The 23,312-nt window shown below is 58.9% G+C and carries 19 protein-coding genes; 7 read left to right on the top strand and 12 right to left on the bottom strand.

The annotated features are described in order from the left end of the window. Positions 1 to 23: 23 nt before the first annotated feature. The gene (locus tag CD58_RS07560) at positions 24 to 1,730 is read right to left on the bottom strand and encodes a ShlB/FhaC/HecB family hemolysin secretion/activation protein (RefSeq protein ID WP_025212431.1); all 1,707 of its coding nucleotides are present in this window, start codon (positions 1,728 to 1,730) and stop codon (positions 24 to 26) included. Positions 1,731 to 2,000: 270 nt separating this feature from the next. Further along, positions 2,001 to 4,508 (bottom strand): sialidase family protein, encoded by a 2,508-nt coding sequence (locus tag CD58_RS07555; protein ID WP_025212430.1) that lies wholly within the window; start codon positions 4,506 to 4,508, stop codon positions 2,001 to 2,003. A 414-nt stretch (positions 4,509 to 4,922) separates the two neighbouring features. On the opposite strand from CD58_RS07555, the gene CD58_RS07550 reads away from it, so the two are divergent. Next, entirely contained in the window at positions 4,923 to 5,195 is a 273-nt protein-coding gene (locus CD58_RS07550; protein WP_025212429.1) for a hypothetical protein, read from the top strand. A gap of 238 nt (positions 5,196 to 5,433) precedes the next feature. On the opposite strand, the gene CD58_RS07545 is transcribed toward CD58_RS07550, so the two are convergent. After that, a complete protein-coding gene (locus CD58_RS07545) occupies positions 5,434 to 6,780 on the bottom strand; it encodes a DEAD/DEAH box helicase (protein WP_025212428.1) in 1,347 nt (448 codons plus the stop codon). A gap of 195 nt (positions 6,781 to 6,975) precedes the next feature. On the opposite strand from CD58_RS07545, the gene CD58_RS07540 reads away from it, so the two are divergent. After that, complete coding sequence (locus CD58_RS07540) at positions 6,976 to 8,274, top strand: mechanosensitive ion channel family protein (RefSeq protein ID WP_025212427.1); 1,299 nt, start codon at positions 6,976 to 6,978, stop codon at positions 8,272 to 8,274. A gap of 110 nt (positions 8,275 to 8,384) precedes the next feature. Here the strand turns inward: CD58_RS07540 and CD58_RS07535 are convergent, their stop codons facing one another. The 4 genes from CD58_RS07535 to CD58_RS07520 all read right to left on the bottom strand — a co-directional run bounded on the left by CD58_RS07535 (position 8,385) and on the right by CD58_RS07520 (position 12,655). Beyond that, positions 8,385 to 9,248 (bottom strand): carboxylate/amino acid/amine transporter, encoded by an 864-nt coding sequence (locus CD58_RS07535; RefSeq protein ID WP_025212426.1) that lies wholly within the window; start codon positions 9,246 to 9,248, stop codon positions 8,385 to 8,387. 83 nt (positions 9,249 to 9,331) lie between these two features. Continuing rightward, positions 9,332 to 11,194 carry an ATP-binding protein gene (locus CD58_RS07530; protein WP_025212425.1) on the bottom strand — a complete coding sequence of 621 codons (1,863 nt, stop codon included), beginning with the start codon at positions 11,192 to 11,194 and terminating at the stop codon, positions 9,332 to 9,334. A gap of 395 nt (positions 11,195 to 11,589) precedes the next feature. Continuing rightward, a complete protein-coding gene (locus CD58_RS07525; RefSeq protein WP_025212424.1) occupies positions 11,590 to 12,189 on the bottom strand; it encodes an FMN-dependent NADH-azoreductase in 600 nt (199 codons plus the stop codon). 151 nt (positions 12,190 to 12,340) lie between these two features. After that, positions 12,341 to 12,655 carry a hypothetical protein gene (locus CD58_RS07520; protein WP_025212423.1) on the bottom strand — a complete coding sequence of 105 codons (315 nt, stop codon included), beginning with the start codon at positions 12,653 to 12,655 and terminating at the stop codon, positions 12,341 to 12,343. Positions 12,656 to 12,705: 50 nt separating this feature from the next. On the opposite strand from CD58_RS07520, the gene CD58_RS07515 reads away from it, so the two are divergent. From CD58_RS07515 to aqpZ, 5 genes are all read left to right on the top strand, one after another. Then, positions 12,706 to 13,629, top strand: a complete 924-nt coding sequence (locus tag CD58_RS07515; protein WP_025212422.1) for a LysR family transcriptional regulator — start codon at positions 12,706 to 12,708, stop codon at positions 13,627 to 13,629. A 14-nt stretch (positions 13,630 to 13,643) separates the two neighbouring features. Continuing rightward, positions 13,644 to 14,447 (top strand): alpha/beta fold hydrolase, encoded by an 804-nt coding sequence (locus tag CD58_RS07510; protein ID WP_025212421.1) that lies wholly within the window; start codon positions 13,644 to 13,646, stop codon positions 14,445 to 14,447. 4 nt (positions 14,448 to 14,451) lie between these two features. Then, complete coding sequence (locus tag CD58_RS07505) at positions 14,452 to 15,015, top strand: peptidylprolyl isomerase (protein ID WP_025212420.1); 564 nt, start codon at positions 14,452 to 14,454, stop codon at positions 15,013 to 15,015. 84 nt (positions 15,016 to 15,099) lie between these two features. After that, positions 15,100 to 16,932 carry an ABC transporter ATP-binding protein gene (locus tag CD58_RS07500; protein WP_025212419.1) on the top strand — a complete coding sequence of 611 codons (1,833 nt, stop codon included), beginning with the start codon at positions 15,100 to 15,102 and terminating at the stop codon, positions 16,930 to 16,932. Between the two features lie 421 nt (positions 16,933 to 17,353). After that, entirely contained in the window at positions 17,354 to 18,043 is a 690-nt protein-coding gene (aqpZ, locus tag CD58_RS07495; protein WP_025212418.1) for an aquaporin Z, read from the top strand. A gap of 15 nt (positions 18,044 to 18,058) precedes the next feature. On the opposite strand, the gene CD58_RS07490 is transcribed toward aqpZ, so the two are convergent. The 5 genes from CD58_RS07490 to CD58_RS07470 form a co-directional block, all read right to left on the bottom strand. After that, entirely contained in the window at positions 18,059 to 19,183 is a 1,125-nt protein-coding gene (locus tag CD58_RS07490) for a GNAT family N-acetyltransferase (protein ID WP_025212417.1), read from the bottom strand. Between the two features lie 140 nt (positions 19,184 to 19,323). Beyond that, positions 19,324 to 20,634, bottom strand: coding sequence for an OprO/OprP family phosphate-selective porin (locus CD58_RS07485; RefSeq protein WP_025212416.1), 1,311 nt, complete (start codon positions 20,632 to 20,634; stop codon positions 19,324 to 19,326). Positions 20,635 to 20,921: 287 nt separating this feature from the next. Continuing rightward, a complete protein-coding gene (locus tag CD58_RS07480; protein WP_025212415.1) occupies positions 20,922 to 21,158 on the bottom strand; it encodes an anti-sigma factor family protein in 237 nt (78 codons plus the stop codon). Next, a complete protein-coding gene (locus CD58_RS07475; protein ID WP_025212414.1) occupies positions 21,152 to 21,763 on the bottom strand; it encodes an RNA polymerase sigma factor in 612 nt (203 codons plus the stop codon). The genes CD58_RS07480 and CD58_RS07475 overlap by 7 nt, the downstream gene beginning before the upstream one ends. A gap of 149 nt (positions 21,764 to 21,912) precedes the next feature. Then, positions 21,913 to 23,034, bottom strand: a complete 1,122-nt coding sequence (locus tag CD58_RS07470; protein WP_025212413.1) for a beta-ketoacyl-ACP synthase III — start codon at positions 23,032 to 23,034, stop codon at positions 21,913 to 21,915. Between the last annotated feature and the right edge of the window lie 278 nt (positions 23,035 to 23,312).

The raw sequence follows: 23,312 nt of genomic DNA, 5'->3' as shown, positions 1-23,312 counted from the left end.
GATCAAGTCTCGCTGCAGCAGAATTAAAGAAGTACATCCACGCGGAAGTAGATCGGCGCTTCGCGCTCGGTCAGGGCATCCGGGCGTTCCAGGGAATGGGCAAAGGTGACGCTGGCGCTCAGGTGCTCACCGCGGGCGAACAGCTCCACTGAGTTGCTCGACATGCGCCCGTGCTGGTCGCCGTTGTAGCGGTCGCCACGAATCACGCCCTGGTCATAACCGAGGCTGGTGCCGTATTCGGCGAACACCGGGCGCAGCCATTCCAGGGTCACCGGGCGGCTCCAGCGCAGGTCGTTACGCCAGTAACCGCCGCTGTCGCCGGACAGGGATTGGTCCTTGTAGCCACGGATGGAAGATTGTCCGCCCAGGCTCATGCGCTGCGGGCTGAACAGCACGTCTTCGCTGCGCTGGCCGGTCATCAGGCTGCTGAAGCTGAACGATTCGTCCCACAGCTTGAAGGGTTGCAGGTAGCTGGCGGTGGCGGTGTATTTGCGATAGCGGGCATCGGCCTGGCCGGGGCCAGGATCGTTGTCGCCCTGGGCATCGAAGGCGCCGATCCCTTGCTGCATGCCCAGGTCCAGGTTGACGAAAGCACTGCCGACCCGGCGACCATGGTTGATGCCGAACTGGGCTTCGCTCAGACGATTGCTGCTGACGGCAAGTTTGCTGTCTTCGATGAAGTTGTTGGTGCGCAGGTAGGCCAGGCCGGTGTTGAGGGAGGTCTTGCTCAGAGCGTCACGGTGGATCACTCGCTCGACTCGCAACTGATGGTTCTGGCTGTCGCCGGTCTGCTTGAAGTTGAAACCGTTGGCCGGGATTTGCGAGCGGTACTCGCTCTGGCTGTAGGTGTAGCTGAGGTTCCACCAGCCAAACGGCAGATTGTAATAGAGCATGGCGTTGCGGGAGGTGTGCTGGTGGTCGGTCATCGCGTCATGACCGCCGCGCAACATCAACTGGTCGGCCAAGCCCAGCGGGCTGTCCCACTCGAAACGGGTGCCCCACTGCTGCTCGCCCGTGCTGCGCTGGCCGTCGTTGCTGCGCGACAGTCCGGCGCGCCAGGGTTTTTGCGGTTCGTTGGTGACGCGCACTTCACTGCCACCGACGTTCTGGCCGGGGGTCAGCTCCATCTTCGCCTGATTCGATGGCAGGCGATTGAGCTGGTCCACCATCTGCTCAATCTCCCGCAGGTTGATCAACTCGCCAGTCTTGCCGGGAAACGCCATCGCCAATTCGCGATCCGACAGCTTGCTGTTCTCGGCGCCCTTCAAGCCTTCGAGCCGCCCTTCCACCACCAGCACACTCAAATGCCCGCCGGACAAATCCTGTTGCGGCAGATAGGCGCGACTGGTGACCAGGCCTTTTTCGATGTAGTGATCGGTGACGACCTTGAGCAGTTCGTTGAGCTGCGGTACGCCGAGGCACTGGCCGATGTAGGGTTTGAGCAGCCGTTCGCGCTCACTGGCGGAGAGACTGTCGGCGCCCTTGAGTTCGATGGTCTTGATGGGGAAGCAACGGGTATCGACAGGCGCCGTCGGCTGGGTCGGCTTCGCCTCCTGGCCCGGCAGGTCCTTGAGTTCTTCGAGGCGACGGCGCTGCTCTTCGAGCAAACGGTTCTGGCGCTCGCGGATCAGGTCGGTGTCACCCGGCGTGGGGGCGGCGTGAGCCAGGGTCAACGGAGAAAGGCACAGCAAAGCCAGGCACAACCTCGCCCAAAAGGCGGGTGCGGTCATGTTCGATCCCTCGATCTAAAGTGACATCAAAATAGTGGCGCGATATTAATGAGCCATCATTTTGACGTCAACTTAATCGCCTGAGCTTTGGGGCTCTTGCTGGATCCGTTCGTCTGAAAATCAGACGTCGTCCCGCTCCAACTGCAACTGGGTACTCGCCCATAAAAAAACCGGACCCAAGGTCCGGTTTTTTTATCGAAAGAGCATTGCTTCTGCTTCAGAAAGCAGGGCCACTCCCCTTTTTGAACTTATGATCCGTAGCTTTGGCTGCTACTGACCTGCTTTTCCAGCTGCGCCCACATCCTGAGGGTCGAAGGAGTATTTCAGGGCTCGTGCATTCATGGTGCGAGCGTCGGGTAAACCTATGGTCTCGGGGTTCCTGAAGCCGGTAGGCTCAACGAAGTTGGGCGTATGAGGTTTGACCTTGGGTGGTTTGATCGCATCAAACAGGAAACTGAAGCCTTGTTTCAATTGGCTCTGGGCGATGCCGTGACACCCCATGCAACCACCCATGGTCAGGCTGCTTTTCGTGCTGTGGTCATAATCAGGCACCCTGATGTTCAGGAAGTCGCGAGTATTGGTCAGGACGCTGTCCTCTGGAATGGGGAATGAGTTGCTTCCGCGAAACAATTGGATCCCCGGTTGGCTGCTTTCAACCATGATATTGGCCAGGTAGTAATCCGGGTCTGTTTGTTCGCTCGAAGGGATGGCCTGCACCCCTTTTAGCCGGTAATGACTCCAGACCGAATCTTTGAACTCACTGCTGGCGTCCATCAATGCCTTGACTTGGTTGTTAACTGCAGTGACCTCGGAATAGACAGTTTTCGGCTGTACGACTTTGATCGGACCAGCCTGCCCTTCAGGGATCCCACGAGTGCCGGAGAAGACCTGCGGGTTAACGCTCGATTGTACGAAATCGCTCCTGGGCAGAGTCACTTTATGGATTGTATTACCATCAGAAAAGCTGGCGGACGGTTCTAAAGGGTTGCTGGCGTTGGGATAGTTGATCCTGTTGTAGTTGGCAATGTAGTAGAGCCCACTCGGCGACTTGCCGTCTGACAAGGTCAGGGCATCTTCGTGCTCGAACGTGGCGAATATGAAGGTCGGGTAATTGGGCGTCTTATGTATGATGTGCAAGGCTACCAAAGCGTATTTTTCATTTTGCGCCTGCGGGATACTATCGCTGCCATGATAGGTCACCACAGTCGCCGTATGGTAGCGCCCTTGCTCCATTACCGGAATGTCCGCCAGCTTGCGCCACGCCGCCTTGACCTCCACCGCACCGTCAGGCAGAACGATATGATCGGGGTAGGTGCTCAGGCTTTTGGCGTAGTCGTAAACGACAGGATTCGCCTTGGCTTCGAACAGGATCTGGCTGTCGCTAGACGGCGCATAGTCGCCTTCTTTTGTTTTTGCCGCTTGCGGAGGGGTAACTGGAAAAAATATCGCGTTTTGTCCTATTTGGGTCGCCTCGTCCAGATTGTTGTAATGGGCATAACTGGCCCCTGGCGCTAAAGGCGCGCCGTTGGGGAATTCGATATAGCTGTATTGCGGATCTGAAGCAAAAGGCCGCGTAGGGCCACCAACCGCGTTTTTCCCCACTGCCGGAAACAACTCGGTGCGGTGAGCGAATGTTTGCCACAACAACGGGCTGGAAGATTGTGAGGTCTTGCCCGAGTCGGCAAAGCTGCCCCCGGGATTACCAATGCCTCGGTTAGCTGGTAACGGCGTCTTGGCCGTATTGTTCAATGCGAAAAAGCTCCGCCAGGCGAACGTCGCATAATCGGTATGGCTGAGCCCCGTCGCCAGATCCGCAGGCAGTTGCGGATTGTCCGCGGTTAAATCGCTTGTGGTAATGGCATAGGAAACACCCAATCCTGACGGGTAGGCAGAACGCCCAGGGAACGGGTAGTAAGGGGTCCAGTTGAGCCCATCGCTGGAATAAAAAGTATTGGCGCCACTGCTGATAAACAAGCGCTGACCGATCATCGTTGCACTGTTCAAGAACGTCTTGCCGGTTATACCCTCCAACGTTTGCCTCTCGTTGTCCCAGCTGCCGGATCGGCCGTAAGTGCGTTCGAACAGGCCGCCATGATACAAAGAATAATTGACCCTTAAATCACCGTTAAAGACGACGGGTACCAGATTCAGGATCGTGTCGGCGGTCTCTTGAAACGCTGTTTTTTCCGGAAGCCAGCTGGCCCCATCGGAAGTAACATAGTAAACCGCCTTGCCGCTGTTTTCGTTATACAAGACAAACAATTTACCGTTGTACACGACAGGTTTGTAACTAAGAGCCTTATGGGCGGTCGAGATAACGCGAACATTAGGAGGCCAGCTTTTTCCATCTACGGAACTGGTGGTGTTTAGACGACCTTGATCATCAGCGAAGGTCAACACCAGTTGTTGCTTGAATACGCTTACTGAGACATCACCCGCAATACTGCCCACCGGGATATATTTTGGCGAGACCCAATCTTTCCCATCCGTAGAAGAGGTGTAGTAGATTTTCTTTTGATCATCGCGCCCGGCCCAAAACATGTAGAGCTGGCCCTTGAAGGACTGAATCACGGGTACAAAGTATGATGGACCGGACCGCACCACGCTCGTCGAAGAGGGCTTGCCGCTTGAGGCACCTGGACTGTCAAAGACATCAACTTGGATCCCCACGCCTTGTTGCGGTGTGGCGATGATCAGACTCTCCGCATAAGCCGATGAGATCGCAAACAAACTACACGAACACAACATCAGTCGACTGAGTATCGCTTTAAGGTTCATATATTTCATTCCTTTGAATTACTTGCTGCTGCACGCTAGGGGCGCCTGACAGGCATAGCTGTTCCATTGCTCAAGTGCGATCCGCACTGGCAGCCGAGGAGTCAAGGCTCAACAGGTTTTGTGTGTGTTTTCCGCCGTCACTCAGGGGATAGCGCGTGAGTGGACGTCATTAACGGCATTGCGACTGGCATATTGTTAGCCTCCTAGCTAATGAAGCATTTACGTCCCATATTGGGGAGCGACTCAGCCTTTGCAGGCACAGAAGCACCCGTCGCATTCTCCATGGTAGACGACTGTTTAATATCAGCTAGGGAAACGTTGAAAAAGATGCCACCAAGACGGAGGACAATGAACTTTCCACCCAGCACTCGCCTCAACCCATTACCTGCCCAACAAGGAATACGAGGCCCTGCCATGAAAAACCTCCTCAAGCTCACCCTCGCCGCTGCCCTCACCTGCGCCCTGCCCGCCTGGGCCTGCACCCCCGAGGAAGCCACCGCCAAGCGAGAGCAACTGGCGCAGGAAGTGACCAAGCTCACCGAGCAGAATCCGAAGAAGGCCAAGGAAATTAACGATGAGTTGCAAGCCATGGACCTGGAGACTGCCAGCAAGGACATGCCGGATAAGTGCCAGTTGATCGATAAGCGTCTGGAAGAGTTGAAGGACGCGGGGAAGAAGGCTGGGTGATTACCCTAGGCTGAGCACCGCTCCGCTTCCGTGGCGAGGGAGCTTGCTCCCGCTGGGGTGCGAAGCGCCCCCAAAAAACCAAGTCTCACCGCGGAACAATGCTGAACACACACCATTGGGGCTGCTGCGCAGCCCAGCGGGAGCAAGCTCCCTCGCCACAGGGGTTGGTGGCGAAAGTGACTGCCCATAAAAAAACCGGACCCAAGGTCCGGTTTTTTCATTAAGCCTTACCGCCGCTTCACTCAGCCGCTGGCGCTTCTGGCTTGCGGCGCTTGAGCGGGGCCATGCCATCCTTGCTGACCAGCGACAGGGCGTCGGTCTTCGGGCGGTTGGCGATTTTGCGCTTGGTGGGTGCCTTGGCACCGGTTTTCTTTTTATCGCCCTTGGCGTCGACTTTTTTCTTCTTCACGCCAACGGCCTTGCCCGAAGCCTTGACCTTTTTCGGTCCGCCGTAGGTGCCTTTGACTTCCTTGATGGTACGACGCTCGAAGCTTTGCTTGAGGTAGCGCTCGATGCTCGACATCAGGTTCCAGTCACCGTGGCAGATCAGCGAGATCGCCAGGCCGTCATTGCCGGCACGACCGGTACGACCGATGCGGTGCACGTATTCGTCGCCGCTGCGGGGCATGTCGAAGTTGATGACCATGTCCAGGCCGTCCACATCCAGGCCACGGGCAGCGACGTCGGTGGCGACGAGGATTTTCACACCACCTTGCTTGAGGCGGTCGATGGCCAGTTTGCGGTCTTTCTGGTCTTTATCGCCGTGCAGCACGAACGCCTTGTATTCCTGGGCGACGAGGCGGCCGTAGATGCGGTCGGCCATGGCCCGGGTGTTGGTGAAGACGATGGCTTTCTGGTAGGTCTCGTTGGCCAGCAGCCAGTTCACGATCTGTTCTTTGTGCTGGTTGTGGTCGGCGGTGATGATCTGCTGACGGGTGGTGGAGTTCAGCTGGCTGACCGCGTTGAGCTGCAAGTGCTCAGGGTTGTTCAGCACCTTGGCGATCATCTCCCGCAGGCCTGAACCGCCAGTGGTGGCGGAGAACAGCATGGTCTGCTGGCGGTTGACGCATTCGTCCACCAGGCGCTGCACGTCTTCGGCAAAGCCCATGTCCAGCATGCGGTCGGCTTCGTCCAGCACCAGTACTTCAACTTCTTTCAGGTCAAGGTTGCCGGCGTTCAGTTGCTCGATCATCCGCCCCGGCGTGCCGATCAGGATGTCCGGCACCTTGCGCAGCATGGCGGCCTGGACCTTGAAGTCTTCGCCGCCGGTGATCAGGCCGGACTTGATGAAGGTGAACTGCGAGAAGCGCTCCACTTCCTTCAAGGTCTGCTGGGCCAGTTCACGGGTCGGCAGCAGGATCAGGGTCTTGATGCTGACGCGAACCTTGGCCGGGCCGATCAGGCGGTTGAGGATCGGCAGCACGAACGCGGCGGTCTTGCCGCTGCCGGTCTGTGCCGTCACCCGCAGGTCACGCCCCTGGAGCGCGAGCGGAATAGCCGCTGCCTGCACCGGCGTTGGCTCGACAAATTTAAGCTCGGCCACGGCTTTGAGCAGGCGTTCGTGCAGGGCGAATTGGGAAAACACGGGTGCTACCTCGAAGAAATGCAAAAAAACAGCTGCATAGGGTAACGGTTTCGAGCGCGAAGGCCGAGTTTCTTTATACAAACGGCAGTAAATCAGTGGATTTTTATAAGCCGATTTGTCATCAACGGTCACTCGACCGGGCTTAAATGCTCTAATCGCACCCTCGCGTCTTTAAATAGAAGAACCGTTTCGTCCATGGACATCAAACAACTCTGGGTCAACCTCCAAGACCTCTGGGGTGCCCTTGACCAGCACCCGCTCCTGCATTCCAGCCTGGCCCTGATGTTGCTGCTGGTCATTGCCCTGGTGCTCGGGCGCGTGGCGCGCTACCTGATTCTGCATGCAGCCAAATTGCTGGGCCGCCAACCGTCCCTGCATTGGATCAACGACCTGCGCCAGAACAAGGTCTTCCATCGCCTGGCCCAGATGACGCCGTCGCTGATCATCCAGTTCGGCCTGCACCTGGTGCCGGAATTGAGCAAGACCAGCCTGATTTTCCTCGGCAATGTCGCCCTGGCCTTCACCATCCTGTTCATGGTGCTGAGCCTCAGTGCCCTGCTCAGCGCCCTGTTGGATGTCTACGCGCGCACCGAGCATGCGCGAACCCGCTCGATCAAAGGCTACGTGCAGCTGACGAAGATGGTGTTGTATGTATTCGGCGCGATCATCATCGTCGCCACCCTGATCGACCGGTCGCCGCTGTTACTGCTGTCGGGCCTGGGGGCGATGTCGGCGGTGATCCTGTTGGTCTACAAGGACACCCTGCTGTCGTTCGTCGCCAGCGTGCAACTGACCAGCAACGACATGTTGCGGGTCGGCGACTGGATCGAGATGCCCCAGGTCGGCGCTGACGGTGATGTGGTGGACATCACGCTGCACACGGTCAAGGTGCAGAATTTCGACAAGACCATCGTCTCGATCCCGACCTGGCGCCTGATGTCCGAATCGTTCAAGAACTGGCGCGGCATGCAGCAGTCTGGCGGGCGGCGGATCAAGCGCAGCCTGTTCATCGACGCCAGCGGCGTGCGTTTTCTGCATGACGAGGAAGAACAGCGCATGACCCAGGTGCATCTGCTGACCGACTACATCGGTCGCAAGCAGACCGAACTCAAGGCCTGGAACGAAGCCCAGGGCAACGTCGCGGCGATGTCGGCCAACCGTCGACGCATGACCAACCTGGGGACCTTCCGCGCTTATGCCCTGGCGTATCTGAAAAGTCACCCGGAGATCCAGCCGAACATGACCTGCATGGTCCGCCAGTTGCAGACCACGGCCCAGGGCATCCCGCTGGAAATCTACTGCTTCACCCGCACCACCGCGTGGACCGACTACGAGCGCATCCAGGGGGATATTTTCGATTACCTGCTGGCGGTGATGCCGGAGTTCGGATTGAACCTGTATCAGCAGCCCAGCGGCACGGACTTGCGTTCAGGGTTGCTGCCGGCGGTGCTGGGGGCGGGTTCCATTTCAGAGCCGCAGAAGCAGGTGATCTGAACCCAGCACAGATCCCTGTGGGAGCGAGCTTGCTCGCGATGACGGCGCATCAGAAACATAGATGCTGACTGACACTCCGTCATCGCGAGCAAGCTCGCTCCCACAAGGGTTTAGTGTGAAGGAAGCTGGCGTATCCCCAACCGACTGATCCACACCGCCGCCAGTATCACTGACCCGCCCAGCAGCAGCCGCCCCAGCGCCTCATGCTGGTTCCAGATCAGCAGGTTCACCAGCAGCCCCACCGGCACGTGCAGGTTGTTCATCACCGCCAGCGTCCCGCCATTGACCAGGCATGCGCCTTTGTTCCACCAATACAATCCCAACGCCGTGGAAACCAGGCCAAGGAACACCAACACGCCCCATTGCAGTGGCGCTTCGGGCCAGAAGTTTGTCTTGCCGAACAGCAGGAAGGCCGGCAGCGCCACCATCAGCGCACCGAGATAGAAATAACCGAAACGCCGGTAGTGCGGCAGATCGCTCGGATGGCGGGCGACCAAATGCTTGTACAGCACCTGCCCGGCCGCATAGGTGAAGTTGGCCAGTTGCAGCAGCAAGAAACCCATGAAGAAATCCGGATTGATCCGGTCGTAGCGAATCACCGCCGCGCCCGCCACGGCCACCAGCGCCGCGATCAGGGCCCAGGGATTGAAGCGACGGTTCAACGCATCCTCGATCAAGGTCACGTGCAGTGGCGTCAGGATGGTGAAGAGCAACACCTCGGGCACCGTCAGTACTCGAAAGCTCAGGTACAGGCACACGTAGGTCACGCCGAACTGCAACGCGCCGATCAACAGCATGCCGCGCATGAACGACGGCTCCACCTGGCGCCAGCGCGTCAGGGGAATGAACACCAGCCCCGCCAGCAAGACCCGCACCAGCACCGCGAAGTAACTGTCCACATGCCCGGCCAGGTACTCGCCGATCAGGCTGAAGGAAAACGCCTGGATCAGCGTCACAAAAAGTAGATAGCCCATACGCCCCTCGTTTCAAGTGGCGGCGAAGATAGCCGTTTTGAACGATGGGAGCGAGCGTGCTCGCGACGGTGCTGCGTCAGTCTTCAAATGGCATCCACGACCGAAGTGCTGGCCTGGCGCTGCTGCCGGTAGCTGGCGGCACGCTGAAGCACTCGGGTCAACGCCTGGAGGTTCGCCGGCTTGGTTAAAATGTCATCGGCCCCAGCAGCCCTGAAACGCTCCAGCTCGCTCGAGAAAGCACTCGCGGTGAAAGCGACGATGTAGCACGTATCGCCCCGTGGGAGTTCGCGGATTTTACCCACGGCCACCAGCCCATCCATGACAGGCATGTTGATGTCCATGAAAATGACCTCCGGAGTCGCAGTCATGCACCGGTTGACCGCCTCCAGTCCATCTGACGCAAGGTAGGGTTCATAACCCAACTCTTGCAGCATCGCCATGGCCACTTTCTGGCTCAGGGAATGGTTCTCCACCAGCAGGATATCGAGCGGGTAATCCGCAGCAAAAGACGAGTCGAAACCCACCGCTGCTGGATCGTCTCCTGTGGGTATTTCCTTGGTTGAAAAAAGCGCCATGGGAAGTGAGAAAGAAAACGTCGATCCGACACCAGGCTGGCTGGTGAAGGTTAAAGTCCCGTGTTGCGCCTCGACCAGCGTCTTACAGATTGAAAGACCCAGCCCACTTCCGGTAAAGCGCTGGCTGGCCGGCTCTTTAAACTGAGCAAAGGGCTTGAACAGGCTGTCTTGCCGTTCTACCGGGATGCCTATGCCGGTATCGCGTATGGAGAAGTCGAGCCGGGCTTGAGGGCCGTAACCGCTGGTGGTGACCATGAGTGATACTTTCCCGGCTTCGGTAAATTTGACGGCATTACCCAACAAGTTGATCAATATCTGGCGAAGGCAATCGATATCGCTTTTGATCAAGGGCGGTACGTCCGGGGAGAACTGGGCCTCAAGTACGATGGGTTTGTCCTGAATACTTTGCCGGATCACTTCAATACAGGATGAAACCAGTGCCCTCACTTCGAAAACACACGGTTTCAATTCAAGTTTGCCTGCTTCGATTTTGGCAAGATCAAGAATGTTATCAATCAGTGAGAGCAGCGTCCGACCGCTGCTATGAATTGTATTTAGAAGACCGCGTTGCTCGGGGTCCAAGGCAGACCGGGCCAGCAACTCGGTGGCACCAATGACACCGTACATGGGCGTGCGGATTTCATGACTCATGGTCGCCAGGAATCGGGTTTTCGAGCGATCCGCATCCTCGGCGGCATTTTTTGCCTGATTCAATATTTTTTCGTTTACTTGCAATTGCTGAAGATGAGCGCGCATACGAAAAACAATGAAGGCGAGAAACACCAGGATGGCCAGAATAATGTGATACAGGGAATCCTGATTAAGTTGGTGGTAGTAGTCCGCCAACGTAATTTCCGCGCCGACGACATATACCGTACCGTCTTGGGATTTTAACGGAACGAAGACGGCGCGAAAGTCGCCCCAATGATCCGAGTAGTCTATCCAGGTTGGCTCGGTGCGTTCAAAACTATCAAGTAAAGCCTGACTGGCATCTGGATAAGGATCAAAAAAACGCACGTAATTCTTCGCTTCAATTTCTTCTTTTGAGGCGCTGGAACTGATCAGATAAGCCTTTCCATCGCGTTTGACCACGCTGTAGACAAAAGCCGTGCCCATTGACTCATTAAAGTTGGAGAGCCGCTGAATGGCATCCCAGTCTTGCGCTGGCGATTTGGATTGCTTGTCGATCAGATGGTCATGGTAACGGTCACCGAGAATGGCCGAAGCGCCCAACGCGGCATGCAGCAACTTGCTATTAATGTTGTCAGTGAGAACGCCCTGAGTCTCGACATACAAGTAATAGATATAGCCGCTGGCCCCAATGAAATAAGCCAAGAATAAAGCCCATGCTTTCCGTCTGACTTTGAACATATCACAGCCTCCATACTGTAATTTCAAGCAGAGCTCATTTTCACTTCCTGCAAGTATTGACGGCAAAGACTTACTTGACCGAAGCGCCAGTTTTTTCGTGTTTACCAGGGTGGTTGCAATTTGGGAAACAGCCTACCACAGCGGGACTCGGGAGACGGGGCCAAATATGACTGAGTGTCCGATCAACACATTTTCCCGACCCGAAGATTGAGGCTCAGGTCCATTTATGCGGGCGGTTTTTCCAACCCCAAAAAAAAGCCCGATTTCGCTAAAGCGTTCAATCGGGCTACTGCACTCAGGAGCAACAAGTGCAAAGGGAGGTTCGATGCGCAAAACGGTTTGAAGGGAAGCGCCAGGCCACTAGACCACCTGGCGATTACCCGAGGATTAACGGATCAGGCGACCTGGGACAATTTGGCGTTGGCCTGATTCAAACCCTTCTCCTGGAAGTCGCCGCCCAGGTTCATGCCTTCGGCATGGATGAAGGTCACGTCGTGGATGCCGATGAAGCCCATGACCTGACGCAGATAGGGTTCCTGATGGTCAGTGCTGCCACCGGCGTGAATGCCACCGCGAGCGGTCAGCACGAAAGCGCGCTTGCCGGTCAGCAGGCCCTGGGGACCAGTTGGGGTGTATTTGAAGGTCACGCCAGCACGCAGCACGTGGTCGAGCCAGGCTTTCAAGGTGCTAGGGATGGCGAAGTTGTACATCGGCGCGGCCATCACCAGCACGTCGGCGGCCAGCAACTCATCGGTCAATTGGTTGGAACGCTCCAGCGAGGCGTTTTCGATGTCGTTGCGCTGCTCGGCAGGCTTCATCCAGCCGCCCAGCAGATTGGCATCCAGGTGCGGCACCGGGCTGATGGCCAAGTCGCGAACGCTGATTTCGTCGGCCGGGTGCGCGGCTTTCCACTGGCTGATGAAGGTCTGGGTCAGTTGACGGGAAACCGAGTCTTGCTGGCGGGCACTGCTTTCGATGATCAGAACGCGGGACATGGGATGTAGGCTCCATCTGAGAATGTTGTCAGTCGATGGAGTGAAGGTTAAACGTGGCTGAATCGATGAAAAAGCGCAAATAATTGCTGTAAAGCATCGATAATTTCGTTTATAAGCGGAGCATGCGTTACATCGCTGCTCCGCCGTCAGGCTATTTCGGCTTACAGGTCAACTCAATGCGCAGCTTGATGATGTTGCGGTTGAACTTGGCGGTGGTGTTCTTGAATTTTCCGGCGGCGACTTCGATCTTGCGGGTGCGAGGTGCTTCCGGGCCGTTGCGAAAGACCACGGTGCAGGCCGCGTCCGTGCTGCCGTAGTTGTTGACCTGGATGGAACCGATGTCGGCGTCGGTGTCATAGGCGGTGTAGTCGATGCTCAGGCCGTTGAGGTGTTTTTCCACATCGATCGGGTACGCAAACGCAGTCAGCGGCAACAGGGCCAGCACCGCACAACAGATTTTCTTCATTCGGCAGTCTCCACCAAGGGACCGCCAGCTTAGGACAAGAGGAGCTCAATATGAAAGCGCCCCGCGTGACCCTTGATCAATGGCGAACATTGCAGGCCGTGGTGGACCACGGTGGCTTCGCCCAGGCCGCCGAAGTGCTGCATCGCTCCCAGTCGTCGGTGAGTTACACCGTGGCCCGCATGCAGGACCAGCTCGGCGTACCGTTGCTGCGCATTGATGGGCGCAAGGCCGTACTGACCGAAGCCGGCGGCGTATTGCTGCGTCGTTCCCGTCAATTGGTCAAACAAGCCAGCCAACTGGAAGACCTGGCCCATCACATGGAACAGGGCTGGGAAGCGGAAGTGCGCCTGGTGGTCGATGCGGCCTACCCCACCGCCCGTCTCGTGCGCGCCTTGACTGCGTTTATGCCGCAAAGCCGCGGCTGCCGTGTACGGCTACGTGAAGAAGTGTTGTCGGGGGTGGAAGAAGTGTTGCTCGAAGGCGTGGCCGACCTGGCCATCAGCAGCTTCAGTATTCCCGGTTACCTGGGCGCGGAATTGAGCGACGTAGAGTTCGTCGCAGTGGCCCACCCCGAACATGCCTTGCATCGGCTCAATCGCGAACTGACCTTCCAGGACCTGGAAAGCCAGCTGCAAGTGGTCATCCGCGACTCCGGCCGCCACCAACCCAAGGACGTCGGCTGGCTCGGTGCCGAGCAGCGCTGGACCGTCGGCAGCCTGGCCACCGCCGCGACCTTCGTCGGCAGCGGCCTGGGTTTCGCCTGGCTGCCCCGGCACATGATCGAACGGGAACTGAGGGACGGCACGCTTAAACGTCTACCCTTGGATCAGGGCGGCAGCCGCAACCCGAGCTTCTACCTGTATTCAAACAAGGAAAAACCCTTGGGCCCGGCCACGCAGATCCTCATTGAACTGTTGCGCACCTTCGACACCGCGCCGCTGGATGCGCCTTTCGCCGCCCCTGAACAAGCCTGACAAGGACTTCGCCAATGGCCTATTTCGAACACGAAGGTTGCAACCTGCACTACGAGGAATACGGCCACGGTGCGCCCTTGCTGCTGGTCCACGGCTTGGGCTCGAGCACCCGCGACTGGGAAAAGCAGATCCCGGTGCTGTCCGCCCGCTACCACCTGATCGTGGTGGACGTGCGCGGCCACGGGCGCTCCGACAAGCCGCGCGAGCGCTACAGCATCGAAGGTTTCAGCGCCGACCTGATCGCCCTGATCGAACACCTGGGCCTGGGTCCGGTGCATCTGGTGGGCTGGTCCATGGGTGGCATGATCTGCTTTCAACTGGCGGTGGACCAACCCGGTCTCGTCAAGAGCCTGTGCATCGTCAACAGCGCGCCGGAAGTCAAAGTGCGCACGCCCGACGATTGCTGGCAATGGTTCAAGCGCTGGAGCCTGATGCGTATCCTCAGTCTGGAAACCATCGGCAAGGCCCTGGGCGCCAAGCTGTTTCCCAAGCCCGAGCAAACCGAATTACGCCTGGAAATGGCTCGGCGCTGGGCAAAAAACGACAAACGTGCTTATCTCGCCAGCTTCGATGCCATCGTGGGCTGGGGCGTGCAGGAACGACTGTCGCAAATCGCCTGTCCAACCCTGGTCATTTGCGCCGACCACGACTACACGCCGGTGGCGCTGAAAGAGGCCTACGTAAAGCGGCTGCCCGACGCACGACTGGTGGTCATCACCGATTCACGGCACGCTACCCCGCTGGATCAACCCGAACGCTTCAACCAAACCCTGCTCGACTTTTTGACCGCAACCGATTCCACCACTCAGGATCATTGACCCCATGCTGAAAAAAATCGCCCTCGCCGCTGGCACCGTACTGTTTGCCGCCAACCTGATGGCCGCGCAGCCGACCAAGGCGCCCCACGTATTGCTGGAAACCACCAACGGCCAGATCGAAATCGAACTGGACCCGGTCAAGGCCCCCATCAGTACCGAGAACTTCCTTGAGTACGTGGACAGTGGTTTCTACAACAACACGATTTTTCACCGCGTGATCCCGGGCTTCATGGCCCAGGGCGGCGGCTTTACCACACAGATGCAGCAGAAAGACACCAAGGCACCGATCAAGAACGAAGCCAGCAATGGCCTGCACAACGTTCGCGGCACCTTGTCGATGGCCCGCACGTCCAACCCGGACTCGGCCACCAGCCAGTTCTTCATCAACGTGGCCGACAACGCGTTCCTCGACCCGGGCCGTGACGCCGGTTACGCGGTGTTCGCCAAGGTGGTCAAGGGCATGGACGTGGTGGACATCATCGTCAACTCCCAGACCACCACCAAGCAAGGCATGCAAAACGTGCCGATCGACCCTGTGCTCATCAAGTCGGCCAAGCGCATCGACTGAAGAGGCACATGGCAAGCCTGAGCGGCGGCGGCAATCCCGCGCCGCTCATAGCAAAAAGGAGAGCCCCTGCCAGGGCATTTACCGATGGTTTATCGCCGCTTCGAAAAACTGATTGATATCTTCCGTGACGCCCCGACTTCGGCCCCGCCGAACCGGGTCCTGCCCTTCTACACCTATTATCTGAAACAAGTCTGGCCCAGCTTCGCCGTGCTGCTGGTGGTGGGCCTGATCGGCGCGCTGATCGAAGTGGCGCTGTTCAGTTACCTGAGTCGCATCATCGACCTGACCCAGGGCACGCCGAATGTGGACTTCTTCAAGATCCACGGACTGGAACTCGCCTGGATGGCAGTGGTGGCGCTGGTCTTTCGGCCGATCTTCGTGGCCCTGCATGACCTGCTGGTGCACCAGACCCTGAGCCCCGGCATGACCAGCCTGATCCGCTGGCAGAACCACAGCTACGTGCTCAAGCAGAGCCTGAATTTCTTCCAGAACGACTTCGCCGGGCGCATCGCCCAGCGCATCATGCAGACCGGCAACTCCCTGCGCGACTCGGCAGTACAGGCCGTTGATGCCTTGTGGCACGTGCTGATCTACGCCGTCAGTTCCCTGGTGCTGTTCGCCGAAGCCGACTGGCGCCTGATGATTCCGCTGCTGATGTGGATCGCCGCCTACATCGGCGCCCTCTGTTACTTCGTGCCAAGGGTCAAGGAGCGCTCGGTGGTGTCGTCCGATGCCCGCTCCAAGCTCATGGGCCGGATCGTCGACGGCTACACCAACATCACCACCCTGAAGCTGTTTGCCCACACCAACTTCGAACAGCAATACGCCCGCGAAGCCATCCAGGAACAGACCGAGAAAGCCCAACTGGCCGGCCGCGTGGTGACCAGCATGGACGTGGTCATCACCAGCATGAACGGGTTGCTGATCGTCGGCACCACCGCGCTGGCGTTGTGGCTGTGGACCCAGTCGCTGATCAGCGTGGGCGCCATTGCCCTGGCCACTGGGCTGGTGATCCGCATCGTCAACATGTCCGGCTGGATCATGTGGGTGGTCAACGGCATCTTCGAAAACATCGGCATGGTCCAGGACGGTCTGCAGACCATCGCCCAACCGGTCAGCGTCACCGACCGCGACCAGGCCAAGCCCTTGGCGGTGGCTCGCGGCGAGGTGCGTTTCGAGCACGTGGACTTCCACTATGGCAAGAAAAGCGGGGTGATCGGCGACCTCAACCTGACCATCAAGCCCGGCGAAAAAATCGGCTTGATCGGCCCGTCCGGCGCGGGCAAGTCCACGCTGGTCAACCTGCTGCTGCGCCTCTATGACGTGCAGGGCGGGCGCATCCTCATCGACGGCCAGGACATCGCCGAAGTCGGCCAGGAAAGCCTGCGCGAGCGCATCGGCATGATTACCCAGGACACCTCGCTGCTGCATCGCTCGATTCGCGACAACCTGCTTTACGGCAAGCCCGACGCCACCGACGCACAACTCTGGGAAGCCGTGCACAAGGCCCGCGCCGATGAATTCATCCCGTTACTGTCGGACGCCGAAGGCCGCACCGGCTTCGATGCCCATGTGGGTGAACGTGGCGTGAAACTGTCCGGCGGCCAGCGCCAGCGCATCGCCATTGCCCGGGTACTGCTCAAGGACGCGCCGATCCTGATCATGGACGAAGCGACCTCCGCGCTGGACTCGGAAGTCGAGGCGGCGATCCAGGAAAGCCTGGAGACGCTGATGCAAGGCAAGACCGTGATCGCCATCGCCCACCGCCTCTCCACCATCGCCCGGATGGACCGGCTGGTGGTGCTGGAAAATGGCCGCATCGCCGAAACCGGCAGCCATGCCGAGTTGCTGGCCCACGGTGGGTTGTATGCGCGGTTGTGGCAGCATCAGACGGGTGGGTTTGTGGGAATCGACTGATTCCTACCTGACACAGCTGACCCCGTGGCGAGGGAGCTTGCTCCCGCTGGGGTGCGAAGCGCCCCTGAAAATCTGAGCTTCACCCCATAGAGCCGGGTGGAACTCAGCCTTGTTGGGGCTGCTACGCAGCCCAGCGGGAGCAAGCTCCCTCGCCACAGGGATCTGTGCTTAAACAGTAGGGTCAGTAGCACCACGGCCTTTCTGAAAAATTCTGTCCAGGATCCATCCAGCCCGAACAGCCGCGACATACTCCCCGCCGACCACGGCCAAAACCGCCACCGTCCATGACGCTGGCGGTTTTTTTATGCCGCTGGATTTGTCACCGCACTCTGCTGTACTCAGCCCAGGTTCTGGAGATGAACCTGTCGTAATTCTGCTGGATGCATAACCGATTATCACGACTGTTTTATCAAGGATGCTTATGTCTTTACTCAAACGTTCAACGACTGAGTTGTTGGGTACGTTCTGGCTGGTGTTGGGCGGCTGCGGCAGCGCGGTATTGGCGGCCTCCGGGATTGGCGTGCTGGGGGTTGCCCTGGCGTTTGGCTTGACGGTGTTGACCATGGCATTCGCCATCGGTCATGTCTCCGGTTGCCACCTGAATCCGGCGGTGTCGGTGGGCTTGTACGTGGGCGGGCGGTTTCCGGCCAGGGAATTGCCTGCCTACATCATCGCCCAGGTCATCGGTGGCTTGCTGGCCGCCGCGCTGATCTACTTCATCGCCAGCGGCAAGGAAGGGTTTGACCTGGCCGCGTCCGGCCTGGCATCGAACGGTTACGGCGAACATTCACCCGGCGGGTATTCGTTGGCGGCAGGTTTTGTGACCGAGCTGGTCATGACGGCGATGTTCATCCTGATCATCCTCGGCGCCACCGATAAACGTGCCCCGGTCGGGCTGGCACCGATTGCCATCGGCCTGGCCCTGACGCTCATTCACCTGATCTCGATTCCAGTCACCAACACGTCCGTCAACCCGGCCCGCAGTACCGGTCCGGCGTTGATCGTCGGCGGCTGGGCCATCGAGCAACTGTGGCTGTTCTGGGTAGCACCGCTGCTGGGTGCTGTCATCGGCGGTGTCGCGTACCGCTGGCTGGGCAACGAAGACAGCTGAGTCACCCCGCGAAGATCAGCACTGCCGATAAGGCAGTGCTGTTTTCGCCTCTTCGGCATAGGCCAGAACCCCCTCTTGCTCGCGCACAAGAAAATCCGCCACCGCCGCTTTCAATCCCGGATGCCGCAAGTAATGCCACGAGCGGGTAATCACCGGCTCGAACCCACGAATCAATTTGTGTTCGCCCTGGGCCCCGGCATCAAAGCGCTGCAAGCCATGGGCAATCGCGTAGTCCATGCCTTGATAGAAGCAGGTCTCGAAGTGCAGGCGGTCGAATTCCGCCAGGCAGCCCCAGTAACGCCCGTAGAAACTGTCGCCGCCCACTAGGCTGAACGCCATCGCCACCGGCCGTGAACCTTGCTTGGCCAAGACCACGCGAATGGCCTCGGGCATGCGCTCGGCCAGCAGGCTGAAGAACGCCCGGGTCAGGTACGGCGCCTGCCGACGCACCGCGTAGGTGTTGGCGTAACAGGCGTAGACAAAGTCCCACTGGGCCTCGTCCAGTTGCTGACCTTCGAGCCATTCGAACTCGATGCCCTGCCCCGCCACCTGTTCACGCTCCTTGCGCATCTGCTTACGCTTGCGCGAACTGAGCGCATCGAGAAAATCCTGGAAATCCCGATAACCACGATTTTGCCAGTGGTACTGGCAGCCAATCCGCTGCAGCCACCCCTCCTGCCCGGCCAGCGCCGCGTCAGTGAAGGCATCGGTGAAGTTAATGTGAGCGCTGGAAAGCCCTTCGATGTCTAGATAACCCGGCAGGCTGCCCAGCAACGCCATGCCATCCTCGACCCGCGCCGCCAGCAGTCGTGGGCCACTGACCGGACTGAACGGCACCGCCGTCAGCAACTTGGGGTAATACTCGATCCCGGCCCGAGCGCAGGCATCGGCCCAGGGGTGGTCGAATACATATTCTCCGTAGGAATGCCATTTGCGGTAACTGGGCAAGGCCGCCAGCAGACGACCGTCTTCAATGTGCAGCAAATGCTCAGGCTGCCAGCCAGATTGCGGGCCGAGGCTGGCGCTGTCTTCCAGGGTACTCAGGAAGGCGTGGCGCAGGAACGGTTGGTTGGCAGGTACCAGCGCGTCCCATTCTTGCGGCGCGATGGCGGACAGGCTGTCGAAAACGTGAAGCGGCATGCGGTTCCCCGAAATCCAGGCGGCGGATGGGACGAGTATCGCCGATCCTGACCGGGCAGGCATAAAAAAACCCCACCAGAGGTGGGGTTCAAAGGAGCTTTAACGGATGGAGCAAGAACGCTGTATCAAATCAGCACGGTTTAGAACACGTACTGGGCACGAACAACCACACCTTTGCCATCGTCATCGCCATTGGCGTTGGTGACGTTGTCGGTCTTGGCCTTGACGTAAGCGGCAGTGATTTTCACCGCCTCGTTGGCGTACCAGTTCACGCCCAGGTTGTGCACCTTGGCTTCGGCATCGCCCACGTCGCGGGTGGCGGAGGCGGTGGTGATGTTGTCGTCTTCGACGGTCATGCTGTCGAAGCGATAGAACACTTCCCACGCGCCGATGGACTTGTTCTGGGGTTTGATCGCGTCAAACTTGCCGACTTTATAACCACGGGATTCACCGGTGATGGTGTAGGCGCCCTGGACGTAGAAGCCGTGGCCCTTGAGGTCTTCGAAGGCGTCGCTGTCAGCCTTGGTCTTGCGGGAAATGTATTCACCCTGGATCGACGCAGGGCCCATGGCGAAAGCGGCTTCCAGGCCGTAAGCGGTATCCGTGTCGTACGAACCGGCCGGCGAGTTGTTGGCGCCGCCCAGTACCGGACGGTTACCGTTAGGACCGGCATCGTTGCCGCCCAGGGTCTCGACGCCACGCATGCCCAGGCGAGAGCGATAACGCGCGTCGAACGCGGTGTCGGAGACATCGCGCGAGGCCACGTTCAAGCCGAAGTGCAACACGTTGCCGGCCTCGTGCATCGGGGCGAATACGAAACGACCGTTGGCTTGCTTGATGCTGTTGCCGTCAGTGTCGTCGGTGTCCTTGCTGAACACACCGGCCGAGGCATAGAACGAATCGGCGAAGGTGCTGGAAGCCTGGATGCCCAGACCGTTCTGGTGGCCGTTGGCCCAGTCGATCAGGTCATAGGCGGCGTTGCGCTCAGGAGCAGTCACCCACTTGGAGCTGGTGGCTTTTTCCAGGCCGAAGTCGGGGTCGAAACGACCGACCTTGATCGAAACCGGCTTGAAGCCGTTGTAGGCCAGGGACGCTTCGTCGAAGTAGCCGTTATCGGAGTCGCCGCTGTTGTGGGAGAAGTCGTAGTTGATGGTGTAGGCCCAATCCGTGTACAGCACGCCAGACAGTTCCAGAAAGCCACGGCGGATGTAAGCGGCATCGGCCTTGTCACCATTGTCGGTGTAGATCCCGTCGAACTGGCTGTAGTCAGCCTGCAAACGACCACCGAGCTTGAAGCTGAACTCTTTGTCAGTGGTAGCGACCTCAAGGCCGCCCTTGGTTTTAACCACGATATCGGCGCCATCGGTGGTGACGGTACCGGCGAAAGCCTGGGCGGTTACTGCCATGGCCAGTGCGCTGGCGGCAACACCTGCGAAGTGCTTGCGAATCATCGAAGAATTCCCCTGTTGGTAGTCTATGCGTTAGAAAACACGCGGAACCGGGCCCGCTGGTGTTGGGAGGGGATCTTGGCGATGGGTTGTGTCAGGCAAGTTGCCATCACATAAAGATTTTATGACAGCGGAACTTTTTACTTCGAAAGGAAATAACCAGGCGCAACGGCAACCCCCCTGTGGGAGCGAGCTTGCTCGCGATAGAGGTATGGCAGTGACAGATTTCTGCCTGACACGCCGCCATCGCGAGCAAGCTCACTCCCACAGGGGGAGGTAGTTTCTCAGGCTCAGCGGATGTTTCGGCGACGCTCGGCGGCGAGTTTCTCGGCGAGGTGATCCAGGTCAGGAATGGGCGGTTCCGGGAGTTTCCTGAGGGTCGCCTGCATCAGGCGCATCTGGCGGATAAAGCGCCGGCAGTTGGGGCAGAACATCAGGTGGTGACGCACCATCAGGCGTTCACGAAAGCTCAGTTGGCCATCGAGATAGTCGCTGGAGCGTGCCACTTGTTCCTTGCAGGTCAGCATTCGCCGGTTTCCTCGAAATGTTCCACGGTCGCGAAGACCTTCAGCCGGGCGCGATGCAACAGCACGCGTACGTTGGAGAGCGAGATGTCGAGAAGATTACAGATCTCTTCCGGCTCCAGCCCCTGGCGTTCCCGCAGGGTCAACACGCTGCCTTGCAGTTCCGACAGGCTGAGCAGGGTGTGTTCAAGGCAATCGCGCAATTCGCTCATCGTGAGCAACGCCTCCGGTGTGTCCTGGTGCCAGGCGAACGGCGCCAGCAGCCAATGACCATCGGCGGCGAAGCGATCATCGCCGAGGGTGCCGTGGGGCGACGGCAGATCATCGAGCAGCACTTCCCGGCGGTTCTGCTTGTAACGGCCCTTGGCGGCGTTGGCAGTGATCGTCAGCAGCCAAGTCTTGAGACTGGAACGCCCCTGGAAACCGGTGAGATTGCGCACCACCGACAACCACGCGTCCTGCACCACTTCATCGGCATGGCGACTGCCGACGATGGCATACGCCACCGCCCGCATGGGGCCCTGGTAGGTGCTGACCAGCTCCTTGTAGGCCTGCTGCTCACCGGCCAGGAGGCGTGTGAGCAGTTGGGTGTCATCGGTGACCGTCATTCAACACCCCATTGCCTGGTGGACTGGTAGTGCTGTTGTGGCGAGGGAGCTTGCTCCCGCTCGGTTGCGTAGCAACCGCAAAGTCCTGGGGCCGCTTCGCAGCCCAGCGGGAGCAAGCTCCCTCGCCACAAAAGCTGAGCCAGACCCGATCAATGCTTACGCAGAATCACGCTGCCAATCGAGTACCCAGCGCCAAACGAGCTGAGCACGGCAACCGAGCCGCTGGGCAAATCATCCTGGTATTTGTGAAACGCAATCACCGAGCCCGCCGAACTGGTGTTGGCGTAGCGGTCGAGGATCACTGGCGCTTCCTCTTCGGTGGCTTCGCGGCCCAGCAACTTGCGCACGATCAGGTGGTTCATGCTCAAGTTGGCCTGATGCAGCCAGAAGCGCTTCACTTCGCCGACGTTCAGCTGGTTTTCTTCCAGGTGAGCACCGATCAGCTCGGCCACCATCGGGCAGACGTCGCGGAACACTTTGCGGCCTTCCTGGACGAACAACTTGTCGCGGCTGCCGATGCCCTCTTCGGCGGCGCGGTTGAGGAAGCCGAAGTTGTTGCGGATGTTGTTGGAGAACTTGGTGAGCAGCTTGGTGCTGACCACGTCGAACTGATACGGCGAAGTCGCCAGGTCAGCCCGTTCGATGATCACGGCGGTGGCCGCGTCGCCAAAGATGAAGTGGCTGTCGCGGTCACGGAAGTTCAGGTGCCCGGTGCAGACTTCCGGGTTGACCATCAGGATCGCCCGGGCCTGGCCCAGTTGTACGCTGTTGGCCGCGGCCTGGATGCCGAACGTCGCGGAAGAACAGGCCACGTTCATGTCGAAACCGAAACCTTCGATGCCCAGGGCTTCCTGGACCTCGATGGCAATGGCCGGATACGCGCGCTGCAGGTTGGAACAGGCGACGATCACGCCATCGATATCGGCGGCCGTGCGGCCGGCGCGTTCCAGGGCCTGCCTGGCAGCACCGACGGCCATTTCGCAGAGCACCGACCATTCGTCGTTGGAACGTTCGGGCAGGCGCGGCGCCATGCGTTGCGGGTCGAGGATGCCGTCCTTGTCCATGACAAAGCGGCTCTTGATGCCGGAGGCCTTTTCGATGAACGCGGCGTTGGACTCGGTCAATGCCTCGACTTCACCGCGCTCGATGGCGTCGGCGTTGTCGGCATTGAACTGCGTGACATAGGTATTGAACGATTGCACCAGCTCTTCGTTGGAGATGCTATTGGCCGGGGTGTACAGGCCGGTGCCGCTGATGACGACGTTATGCATGGTCGTGTCTCTGATCTGTTCAGGCAGAAAGCATTGGCACCGACGTACCAATACACAAAGGGTCTTTTCCCATCCAGGGGAAGCAGACCTGGCAGTGCTTTATTCCGATCCGCCCGGGGCAGTGAAGCTCAAAACCACGGGACCGGTATTTATAGGCGCGAAGTTTGCCATAAACGCTGGCGTTTGGCCCATTCTCCCTTCTTCACCACACAAAACTCTGTGGGAGCGGGCTTGCTCGCGAAGGCGGTGGGTCAGCTTGCAACAATGTTGAATATGCA

The organism is Pseudomonas brassicacearum (assembly GCF_000585995.1).
Lineage (GTDB): Bacteria > Pseudomonadota > Gammaproteobacteria > Pseudomonadales > Pseudomonadaceae > Aquipseudomonas > Aquipseudomonas brassicacearum_A.
This window is presented reverse-complemented; position numbering and strand designations above follow the sequence as displayed.